Origin of the sequence: Ruminococcus sp. CAG:379 (genome assembly GCF_000434255.1) — a bacterium.
GTDB lineage: Bacteria > Bacillota > Clostridia > Oscillospirales > Ruminococcaceae > Ruminococcus_F > Ruminococcus_F champanellensis.
This window is the reverse complement of record NZ_FR894886.1, coordinates 47353-56755: the sequence shown is the minus strand read 5'-3', so window position 1 is coordinate 56755 and position 9403 is coordinate 47353. Positions and strand designations below refer to the sequence as shown.

General features: G+C 60.2%; 13 protein-coding genes and 1 pseudogene. 4 read left to right on the top strand and 10 right to left on the bottom strand.

Annotated features, from left to right (window positions below):
* From deoD to QVO51_RS05615, 10 genes and pseudogenes are all read right to left on the bottom strand, one after another.
* The coding region (deoD, locus tag QVO51_RS05660; protein ID WP_288167901.1) for a purine-nucleoside phosphorylase at positions 1-659 on the bottom strand (659 nt) is incomplete at its 3' end.
* A gap of 2 nt (positions 660-661) precedes the next feature.
* Positions 662-1117, bottom strand: coding sequence for a HEPN domain-containing protein (locus tag QVO51_RS05655; protein ID WP_022357579.1), 456 nt, complete (start codon positions 1115-1117; stop codon positions 662-664).
* Positions 1114-1413, bottom strand: a complete 300-nt coding sequence (locus QVO51_RS05650) for a hypothetical protein (protein ID WP_022357578.1) — start codon at positions 1411-1413, stop codon at positions 1114-1116. The genes QVO51_RS05655 and QVO51_RS05650 overlap by 4 nt, the downstream gene beginning before the upstream one ends.
* Before the next feature lie 19 nt (positions 1414-1432).
* Positions 1433-1777, bottom strand: coding sequence for a hypothetical protein (locus QVO51_RS05645; RefSeq protein ID WP_022357577.1), 345 nt, complete (start codon positions 1775-1777; stop codon positions 1433-1435).
* Between the two features lie 56 nt (positions 1778-1833).
* Positions 1834-2196: a hypothetical protein gene (locus tag QVO51_RS05640; protein ID WP_288167900.1), complete on the bottom strand. Its 363-nt coding sequence runs from the start codon at positions 2194-2196 to the stop codon at positions 1834-1836.
* Positions 2163-3311 carry an amidohydrolase gene (locus tag QVO51_RS05635; protein ID WP_022357575.1) on the bottom strand — a complete coding sequence of 383 codons (1149 nt, stop codon included), beginning with the start codon at positions 3309-3311 and terminating at the stop codon, positions 2163-2165. The genes QVO51_RS05640 and QVO51_RS05635 overlap by 34 nt, the downstream gene beginning before the upstream one ends.
* Positions 3308-3811 (bottom strand): shikimate kinase, encoded by a 504-nt coding sequence (locus QVO51_RS05630; protein WP_022357574.1) that lies wholly within the window; start codon positions 3809-3811, stop codon positions 3308-3310. Before QVO51_RS05630 ends, QVO51_RS05635 begins: the two co-directional genes overlap by 4 nt.
* The gene (locus QVO51_RS05625; protein ID WP_022357573.1) at positions 3808-4686 is read right to left on the bottom strand and encodes a shikimate dehydrogenase family protein; all 879 of its coding nucleotides are present in this window, start codon (positions 4684-4686) and stop codon (positions 3808-3810) included. Before QVO51_RS05625 ends, QVO51_RS05630 begins: the two co-directional genes overlap by 4 nt.
* Positions 4665-5081, bottom strand: coding sequence for an ACP S-malonyltransferase (locus tag QVO51_RS05620; RefSeq protein ID WP_288167898.1), 417 nt, complete (start codon positions 5079-5081; stop codon positions 4665-4667). The genes QVO51_RS05625 and QVO51_RS05620 overlap by 22 nt, the downstream gene beginning before the upstream one ends.
* Before the next feature lie 100 nt (positions 5082-5181).
* Positions 5182-5547 (bottom strand): annotated as a pseudogene (locus QVO51_RS05615) (ACP S-malonyltransferase); the annotation flags it as partial.
* A gap of 331 nt (positions 5548-5878) precedes the next feature.
* Between QVO51_RS05615 and QVO51_RS05610 the strand changes: the two are divergent.
* The 4 genes from QVO51_RS05610 to QVO51_RS05595 form a co-directional block, all read left to right on the top strand.
* Complete coding sequence (locus tag QVO51_RS05610; protein ID WP_022357571.1) at positions 5879-6868, top strand: beta-ketoacyl-ACP synthase III; 990 nt, start codon at positions 5879-5881, stop codon at positions 6866-6868.
* A gap of 13 nt (positions 6869-6881) precedes the next feature.
* Positions 6882-7832 carry an enoyl-[acyl-carrier-protein] reductase FabK gene (fabK, locus tag QVO51_RS05605; protein WP_022357570.1) on the top strand — a complete coding sequence of 317 codons (951 nt, stop codon included), beginning with the start codon at positions 6882-6884 and terminating at the stop codon, positions 7830-7832.
* Complete coding sequence (gene fabG, locus QVO51_RS05600) at positions 7829-8566, top strand: 3-oxoacyl-[acyl-carrier-protein] reductase (RefSeq protein WP_022357569.1); 738 nt, start codon at positions 7829-7831, stop codon at positions 8564-8566. Before fabK ends, fabG begins: the two co-directional genes overlap by 4 nt.
* A 13-nt stretch (positions 8567-8579) precedes the next feature.
* Positions 8580-9403: beta-ketoacyl synthase N-terminal-like domain-containing protein (locus QVO51_RS05595; RefSeq protein WP_288167897.1), on the top strand; the 824-nt coding region annotated here is incomplete at its 3' end.

Below are 9403 nucleotides of genomic sequence, written 5' to 3'. Positions count from 1 at the left end.
CTCCCCTGCCGCTCCTGGGCACTGGTGGATGCCCCCGTCAGCGGCAGATCCGACACGGTGGCGATGCACAGGGCCTGCTTCCCGGCACGGGCGGCGTTCATATACAGGGCGGCAGCCTCCATTTCCACTGCCAGTACGTTCATTTTCTGCCACTGGGCGGTGGAATTGCTGTCGTCGTAGAAGGTATCGCTGGACAGCAGGTTTCCCACATGCCAGTGCAGGTTCAGCCGCCGGGCATGGGCTGCGGCAGCCTCCAGCAGGGCAAAATCCCCGATGGGCGCATAGGTGCCGGGGAGCCCGTACTGGCTTGCATAGCTGCTGTTGGTGCATGCACCCTGCCCCAGCACAATGTCCCGGAGCTGCACCTGGGGAGCGATGCCGCCGGCGGTGCCTACCCGGATGATTTTCTGTACGTTGTAGGTGTGGAACAGCTCATAGGAGTAGATGCCGATGGAGGGCATGCCCATGCCGCTGCCCTGGACGGATACGGGAACGCCCTTATAAGTGCCCGTAAAGCCCAGCATATTCCGCACCCGGTTGTAGCACACCGGATGCTCCAGATACTGTTCTGCGATAAACTGCGCCCGCAGGGGATCTCCGGGCATCAGCATCCGGGGTGCGATCTCTCCCGGATTTGCCTGATTGTGGGGTGTCGCCATGTTTATTCCTCCTTTCGGGCAGGTGCGCCCTGATAGCGATAGCTTGCAAAGTCGAAATGCACCAGCTTCATAATGAACCGGGACATTTCCGCCGTTTCCGTCAGAACCCGCATGACGGTTTCCTCATCCAGCCGCAGCAGGAAGTCTGCCGGGTACCGGGCTTCAATGTAGAACCGGTTCAGCATGGAGGCACGATCCAGCCACTGTCCGAAGTGGGGATCCTCCTGCATGGCCTGCTTGCACAGCCAGGGCAGGTTGTGTCCGTCGTATAATCTGTGCCGCCGGTACAGCAGGTAGCCCTTGATCGCCTTTTCAATGGCCTGCTGACAGTGGAATGCCACCGAGTTATAGCACAGGGGTTGGTCGATCAGCTCGTTTGCCGCAAGCAGGTCGATATTGGCGTAATACAGCCAGTCGAAATACCGCTTGCTGTCATTGTCCCGATACCCCCGGCTCATAGCAGCACACTCCCGGTCTGGGCGATCTTCCAGGCAAAAGTGCGCTGATCGGTGCAAAGGGTGTTCCACTCGCTTTCCCGGTACAGCACTAGGTCGAAGGGATAGTCGCAGTCCACCTTGGCGTACAGGGCGCATTCCAGCTCGGAAATGCTCTCCACCTTATCGGATACCACCAGTGCCAGCTTGAAGCTGACCAGCGTCCCGGCGGTGTCCTCCTTGCGGCTTACCAGATAGATGTGCTTGGGGGAACAAATGTTCCCGATTTCATTTGCGACAGTTTGAATTTCCGGATGCATTCTCAGCACTCCTTTCAGTTTATAGAAATCTTTTGGTATAGACGTAAACACCCACAGCCAGAAACAGCAGGGCTGTTGCCAGACCCGACAGCAGCAGCTTCCACTTGGGTATCAGTACATAGGCATTCTTCCACCGGGTCGTTTTTGCAGACATCACCACGACTTGACTGCCGATGGCAATGTAGGGGCGGGAGCCGTCTGACTGTGCCACGGGCAGATACCAGATGCTGCCGTCCCTGGTGCGGACGGTAAGCTGAATCCCGTCATTGTCGATTACTGTGCCGGTTTTGGCGACTGCCAGCAGGTACAGGGTGAGCCCCAGCACAAGCAGCCCCAGCACTTCCCAGCATATTACGCCGAGCATAACGTCACCTCTTTTTCGGTTATGGCAGCACTGCACAATCTGTGTGTGATGCCGCCTTAAAACATACTGCCCACGGCGCAGCCCAGGAACACCAGGGCGATGCATACCGTCCACAGTACCAGACTGCGCTTCGGGAGCAGGGAGTAGTGCAGGTTCCTGCGCCGCATGACCTCCGGCAGCACCGTGATCTCCCTGTCGATGGAAATGTAGGGCCGGTCGCCGTTTGCCCGTGCCACCGGCAGCTGCCAGATCCGGTCGCCCCTGGTGCGTACTGTGATCTGAATGCCGTCGTTGTGGAGCACCGTGCCGGCTTGGGCATCATGGAGCAGACAGACGGTCAGCCCCAGCATGAACAGCCCCGGCAGGCTCCAGAAGATCACGGCGATCATGGGAGCATCACACCGTCGATCATGACCCATTCCGGCTCGGTGAGAAAGCCCAGGGGATCCTGCCGGTAGCATTGCAGATCCGCATCCTTTCCGGGGGTGATGCTGCCCACCCGGTCGTCAATGCCTGCCAGCTTTGCCGCCCCCAGGGTAATGGCATACAGTGCAGCATCGTAGGGCAGACCGCCCTTCACCGCCGCTGCCGCCGACAGGGGCAGGTACTGGAGGGGCACCTCCGGATGATCCGTGCAAATGGCGATGGGCACCCCGTTCCGGTGCAGCTCTGCGCCGTTGTGCAGCTCTGCATGGTTCAGCTCCGGCTTGCACCGGTCGCATAGCAGGGGGCCGATGATGACTCCGGTTTTTTCCGGTGCCAGCAGGTCGGCGATCAGATGCCCCTCCGTGCCGTGTATCAGCACCGGATCCAGAGAAAATTCCTTTGCGATCCGCAGGGCGGTGAACATATCGTCCGCCCGGTGGCAGTGGAAAAATGCCTTGCATTCTCCCCGGAGCAGGGGCAGCAGCGCCTCGTGCTTGGCGTCAAATTCCGGTGCGTCCAGGTTTTCCGGATCTGCTTCATGGGCGGCAAGGTCGGAGCGATACCGCCGTGCAGCCGCCAGACCCTCCCGGATCAGCGCCGCCGTTGCCATCCGGGTAATGGGGGTCTCGTCCCGGTCGTTGTATACGGACTTGGGGTTTTCACCCAGGGCGAACTTTACCCCGGCGGTGCGGATCAGCATGCTGTCGATCCGCCGTCCCACCGTCTTGATGGCAGCAATTTGTCCGCCGCAGGCGTTGGCACTGCCCGGAGAGCTGAGCACAGCGGTGATGCCCCGGCGCCGTGCCTCTGCAAAGCAACGATCCATGGGGTTGATGCCGTCAATGGCACGGAGCTGGGGGGTGAAGGGGTCACTTGCCTCGTTGCAGTCGTCCCCCTCGAAGCCGATGCCGTTTTCGATGATGCCCAGATGGGTGTGGGCATCCACAAAGCCCGGCAGCAGCATGCCGCCTGCCAGATCCCGATCCTCCGGGCTGGGAAAGATCTCCCCCTGTCCCAGTTCCGTGATCCTTCCGTCCTGAATGGACACCCAGCCGTTTTCGATGGGTTCCCGATCCATGGGGTAAATATGTGCGTGATACAGCTTCATTCGATCCGAATCCTTTCTGCAATCTGTTCCGGGGTGTCCTTGGGCAGCACCGGGATCACCAGATCCGCATGGTCGTGGTACCGCTTGTACCGGAGCCGGTATAAACGTAAAAGCTCCCTGCGGGTGCTGGAGAGTGCGATGGGGCGGTTGGGGTCATTGTGGATCCGGTCGTAGCACATGGAGAAGGGCACATTCAGCAGCACGATCTTGCCGTAGCAGTGGGCAAGCTGGGCATTTTCCTCAAACACCAGGGTGCCGCCGCCGCATGCGATCACCGAGCCACGCTGTCCCCGGCTCACATCCTGAAGCAGAAATTGCTCCAGATTCCGGAAAAACGATTCTCCCTTTTGCTGGAAGATATCCGGGATCCGCATGCCCATTTTGGCAACGATCAGGTCGTCCAGATCAATAAAGGGACAGTGGAGCTGCTGCGCCAGTACCCGTCCCACGGTGGATTTGCCGCAGCCCATAAAGCCGCAGAGGTAGATATTGTCCTTCATGAGTGCGCCTCCTGCCGGGCAAGCTGTGCCTGTGCCTGCCGGGTCAATGCGGCAAGGTCGGCTTCCGAAAACTGCGCCCCGTACCAGATCTCCTGGGCGCATGCCGCCTGCTGCACCAGCATGTCCATGCCGCCCGCTGTGGGGATGCCTGCCTGCCGGGCAAGCTCCATGAGCCGGGTCTGCTCCGGGTTGTAAATAGCGTCAAAGACGGCGCCGCACCGGCGGATCACCGCATCCGGCACCGGACAGCCCGTTGTGTGAGGGAACATGCCCACCGGACAGCCCGCTGTGTGAGGGAACATGCCCACGGGAGTGGAATTGAGCAGCAGATCAAAGTCTCCGGAGATCTCCCCGAAGGGTACCAGCTGCACACCAGCCGCCGGGTATGCTTTCCGCAGATGGGCTGCGAGGGCGGTCAGCTCCGGCTTTTCCGGATTCCGCACCCCAATGGTCAGCTGCGCCCCTGCCATGGCAGCCTCCGTTGCCATCATTCTCCCGGCACCGCCGCAGCCCAGCAGCAGCACCCTGCCTCCCAGGGGAAAATCCCGGACAGCGTGGAGAAAGCCGGTGCAGTCCGTGTTGTAGCCGGTCAGGGTGCCGTCCGGTTCCCGGCGGACGCAGTTGACAGCGTTGTATCGGGCGGCGGATGGATCCAGCCGATCCAGCAGGGGAATGATCCGCTCCTTATAAGGTATGGTCACGTTCCAGCCCCGGTAGCCGGTCATTTCCTGCACCTGCTGCTCCATGGTCTCCGGGGCAAGATCCAGCAGCCGGTAGGAGGCATCCTTCCCACCAAGGGCAAACAGCGCCCTGTGCAGGAAGGGGGACATGGAATGCCCCAGGGGATGCCCGATCAGTCCGTATGCTTCAGACATGTTACAGTTTCCTCCAGTGAATCCGGGTCGGTGACGGTGTGCATGCCCACGTCCTTCAGAGTCTGCTTCACAAAGGCGGTGAGCACCTTCTTGGGGCCAAGCTCAATGTAGGTATCAAACCCGGCGGCATGCAGGTTCTGCAATTCCTGGGCAAAGCGAACCGGGCTGACGCAGTGCTTTGCGCAGTACTGTGCCATATCCGTGCCCTCCGCCAGAGGCTCCCCGGTGAGATTGGTGTAGAAGGGGACTGTGGGAGGCGCAAAGGGGATGGCGGTAAAGGCTGCGGCAATGGCGTCCGCTGCCGGCTGCATCAGCTTGCTGTGGAAGGCAGCCGCCACCGCCAGGGGCACGGCTCTTGCCTTTTCCGCTGCGCATGCCTTTGCGGCAGCGTCCACTGCCTGCCGCTCGCCGGTCCACTGCCTGCCGCTCGCCGGCGATGACGGTCTGTGCCGGGGAGTTGAAATTTACCGGTACCACATAGCCCGGGGTCTGGGCGCAGATCTCCCCGATGCGCTCCGCCGGCATCCGGAGAATGGCGTACATGCCGCTGTCCTGGGACTTTGCCGCTTCATCCATGGCTTGTGCCCGGATCTTCAGCGCCCGGAAGCCGTTTTCCGCCGTCAGCATGCCGCAGGCGGTCATGGCAGCGTATTCCCCCAGAGAGTGGCCGCATACGCCTTCGCAGGCAATGCCCCGTGCCTTCAGCGCCTCCAGGCAGATCAGCTCCGTGGCGTAAATGGCAGGCTGTGCGTGGCAGGTTTCCGCCAGAACCGCATCCTCCCCCTCCAGGCACATTTTTTTCAGGTCAAAGCCCAGAATGTCACTGCCCGCCTCGTAAATGGCGGACGCCTCCGGCAGCATGGCGGCAAGCTCCGCTCCCATGCCGGAAAACTGGCTGCCCTGGCCGGTGAAAAGTAATACGTTTTTCATAAGTAGATGCCTCCTGTGCATGCAGTGCATTGTAAAAACTGAACAATCATTCGCTTTACTTGGTGAGAAATCCCGTTGTTTTTTACGAATTTGCATAAGCCAACTGAAATTTGCCCATCCTATCTTGCAATTGCGCTGAAAATGGATTAAAATAGTCTTGAAAATAGTTAATCAGGTAAAGTATTTTTGCTTGCCTGATGGAATTGCCTATAGTTACTATACCACAAACAGTAAGAAAACACAACAGGGAGGAGTGGTTTTTTTGACCGGAATCCGCATTGCCGGAACGGGGCGGTATGTTCCCCCGCTGACCGTGGACAACAACGCATTTGCTGCATTTCTGGATACCAGCGACGAGTGGATCCGCAGCCGCACCGGCATCGTCACCCGGCACATTTCCGACGGGGAGCCAAGCTGGTACATGGGGCTGCAGGCTGCCCGGCAGGCACTGGAGGCAGCAGGGATCAGCGGCCAGCAGCTTGGATTGATCATCGACACCACCGTGACCCCGGATTATGTGACCCCTGCCACCGCCTGTGTGATTCAGCGGGAGCTGGGCGCCGTGAACGCCATGGCGTTTGATGTCAATTCCGCCTGCACCGGCTTTGTATGCGGGGTGGATATGGCGGCACGGTACCTTGCCACCGACCCGGAGCTGTCCTATGTGCTGGTGGTATCCAACGAGAACCTGTCCCGGATCACGGACTTTTCCGATCGCTCCTCCTGCATCCTCTTTGGAGACGGGGCAGGGGCATGCGTCCTGGAGAAAAAGCAGGGGCTGTACAGCGCTTACATGATGGCGGACGGCACCGGAGTCACCAGTCTGTATGCCAATGCGAACCGGCGGCTCAGCCTGTTCTCCAAGGGGGAGCATGCAGTGCCGGAGGGGACGGATCCCCAGGGGGATTTTCTGCGGCAGGAGGGCAGAGCCGTGTATCGCTTTGCCACGGAAGCCATGCCCCGGGCGGTGCAGCAGGTGCTGGACAAGGCAGGCATGACGACAGCGGATATTGACCTGCTGATCCCCCACCAGGCGAATCTGCGGATCATTGAAACCGCCGCAAAGAAGCTGCAATTTCCCATGGAGCGGATCATGGTGGATCTGGACAAATACGGCAACACCTCCAGCGCCTCCATCCCCATTGCTTTGGACGAGGCAGTCCGCAGCGGCAGGCTGAACCGGGGCGACCGGGTGTGCCTGGTGGGATTTGGCGCAGGGCTCACCATGGGTGCGGTATTATTTGAGTATTAAGGAGGGTCAATCCATGAAAACCAGAATCACGGAGCTTTTGGGGGTACAGTATCCCCTGCTGCAGGGAGGCATGGCGTGGATCGCAGACAGTCAGCTGGCTGCGGCAGTGTCCAATGCCGGAGGCGTGGGCCTCATCGCCGGAGGAGCTGCCCCGGTGGATTATATCCGGGATCAGATCCGGAGGGCAAAGGAACTGACGGATAAGCCCTTTGGTGTCAATATTATGCTTATGAGTCCCAATGCGGCAGACCTTGCCCAGCTGGTCATTGACGAACAGGTGTCGCTGGTCACTACTGGTGCAGGCAGTCCCGGCAGATACATTCCCGCCTGGAAGGAAGCCGGTATCAAGGTGATCCCGGTGATCCCCACCGTGGCACTGGCAAAGCGTATGGAGCAGGCAGGAGCGGACGCAGTGATCGCAGAGGGCACCGAGTCCGGCGGTCACATCGGGGAGATCACCACCATGTGCCTGGTGCCCCAGGTGGTGGACGCTGTGCAGATCCCGGTGATTGCCGCCGGGGGTATTGCAGACGGCAGAGGCGTGGCGGCAGCCTTCATGCTGGGGGCGCAGGGGGTACAGCTGGGAACCCGGTTCTTAGCGTCCACCGAGTGCAACATTCACGAAACCTATCAGAAGCTGGTGCTTTCCGCAAAGGATACGGACAGCATCGTCACCGGCAGATTCACCGGTCATCCCTGTCGGGGTATCAAGACCAAGTTCTCCCGGGGCCTGCTGAAATTTGAGCAGAACGGCGGCACCCCGGAGGAGTTCGAGCGCATGACCGTCGGAGCGCTGCGGAAGGCGGTGCAGGATGGCAACGTGGCGGAAGGCTCCTTTCTGTGCGGCGCCATTGCCGGCATGATCCATGAGGTCAAGCCCTGTAAGGAGATCGTAGAGGAGATTTTTGCACAGGCACAGCAGCTGCTGGGAAGTACGGCAGTGGGCAGGGAGGTGGAAGCATGATCGCATTGGTAACAGGCGCATCCCAGGGCATCGGGGCAGCCATTGCCCTGCGGTTTGCAAAGGAGGGCTATACGGTGGCGGTGCATTCCTCCAACCGGCAGGAAAGCCGGCAGAAGGCGGAGCAGATCGCACAGCAGTGCCGGGAGCTGGGGGCGGAGGCTGCATGCTTTGCGGCGGACGTATCCGACTACGCCCAGTGTGACGCGCTCATCAAGGATGTGAAGGCGGCATACGGCAGACTGGATGTGCTGGTGAACAACGCCGGCATCACCCGGGACAATCTGCTGCTGCGCATGAGCGAGGAGCAGTATGACGCAGTCATTGCCAGCAATCAGAAAAGCGTGTATATGCTGATGAAGCTGGCAGGGAGCATCATGCTCCGGCAGAAAAGCGGCAGGATCATCAACATGGCATCAGTAGCAGGGCTGTACGGAAATATGGGGCAGTGCAACTACAGCGCCTCCAAGGGGGCGGTGATCGCCATGACTAAGACGGCGGCAAAGGAGCTTGGAGCACGGGGCATTACGGTCAACGCCATTGCACCGGGCTTTATCGAGACACCCATGACCGACAGCATGACCGACCAGCAGAAGGAAGCCATTCTGTCCCGGATCACTCTGGGACGTGCCGGAACGCCGGAGGATGTGGCAGCGGCAGTGGCATTCCTTGCAGGAGAGGGCGGCAGCTATATCACCGGACAGGTGCTGGAAGTATCCGGCGGCATTGTAATGTAAGAAAGGAGCAGCTATGCATAGAGTAGTGATTACCGGCATGGGGGCAGTGACTCCCTTTGGCACCGGGGTCAAGCCCCTGTGGGATGGGGTTGTGGAAAATCGGCTTGCCATTACCCCCATCGATACCTTTGACGCATCCCCCCTTAGTGTGCATTTCGCCGGACAGGTGCATGACTTTGACCCCTCCGGCTGTCTGGACAAGAAGGATGCCAGAACCATGGAGCGGTTCACCCAGTTTGCGGTGGTTTCCGCCCTGGAGGCGCTCCGGGACAGCGGCTATGACATTGCCGCCGCAGACCCCTACCGGGCAGGCTGCATTTTCGGCGTAGGCGTGGGGGGCATCGGTCTGACGGAGCAGGAATACAGCCACTTCCGGGACGGGGGCGTCAGCAAGATTTCCGCCCGGTATGTGCCCATGATGATCGCCAACATGGCGGCAGGCACCGTGGCTATGAAAACCGGCTTCAAGGGGGCGAATTTTGCTACCGTGACCGCCTGTGCATCCTCCACCCACGCCATCGGCGAGGCGTTCCGGAAGATCAAGGACGGCTATCTGGACTGCTGTCTGTGCGGCGGCTCGGAAAGCGCACTGACCACCTTCACCCTGGCTGGCTTTCAGAATATGCGTGCTCTCACCAAGACAACGGAGCTGTCCAAAGCATCCATCCCCTTCGACAAGGAGCGCAGCGGCTTCGTCATCGGGGAGGGTGCCGGGGCGCTGATGCTGGAGTCCTACGAATCCGCCGTGGCACGGGGTGCAAAAATTTATGCAGAGGTATGCGGCTACGGGGCAACCTGTGATGCCTATCACCAGACCGCACCGGCACCGGACGGGGC

Excerpts from the sequence above, each read along its gene's own strand:
- QVO51_RS05650 (WP_022357578.1), bottom strand. The coding sequence starts at position 1,413 with ATGCATCCGGAAATTCAAACTGTCGCAAATGAAATCGGGAACATTTGT.
- QVO51_RS05655 (WP_022357579.1), bottom strand. The coding sequence starts at position 1,117 with ATGAGCCGGGGGTATCGGGACAATGACAGCAAGCGGTATTTCGACTGG.
- fabK (WP_022357570.1), top strand. The coding sequence starts at position 6,882 with ATGAAAACCAGAATCACGGAGCTTTTGGGGGTACAGTATCCCCTGCTG.
- fabG (WP_022357569.1), top strand. The coding sequence starts at position 7,829 with ATGATCGCATTGGTAACAGGCGCATCCCAGGGCATCGGGGCAGCCATT.
- QVO51_RS05630 (WP_022357574.1), bottom strand. The coding sequence starts at position 3,811 with ATGAAGGACAATATCTACCTCTGCGGCTTTATGGGCTGCGGCAAATCC.
- QVO51_RS05645 (WP_022357577.1), bottom strand. The coding sequence starts at position 1,777 with ATGCTCGGCGTAATATGCTGGGAAGTGCTGGGGCTGCTTGTGCTGGGG.
- QVO51_RS05640 (WP_288167900.1), bottom strand. The coding sequence starts at position 2,196 with ATGGGTCATGATCGACGGTGTGATGCTCCCATGATCGCCGTGATCTTC.
- QVO51_RS05625 (WP_022357573.1), bottom strand. The coding sequence starts at position 4,686 with ATGTCTGAAGCATACGGACTGATCGGGCATCCCCTGGGGCATTCCATG.
- QVO51_RS05635 (WP_022357575.1), bottom strand. The coding sequence starts at position 3,311 with ATGAAGCTGTATCACGCACATATTTACCCCATGGATCGGGAACCCATC.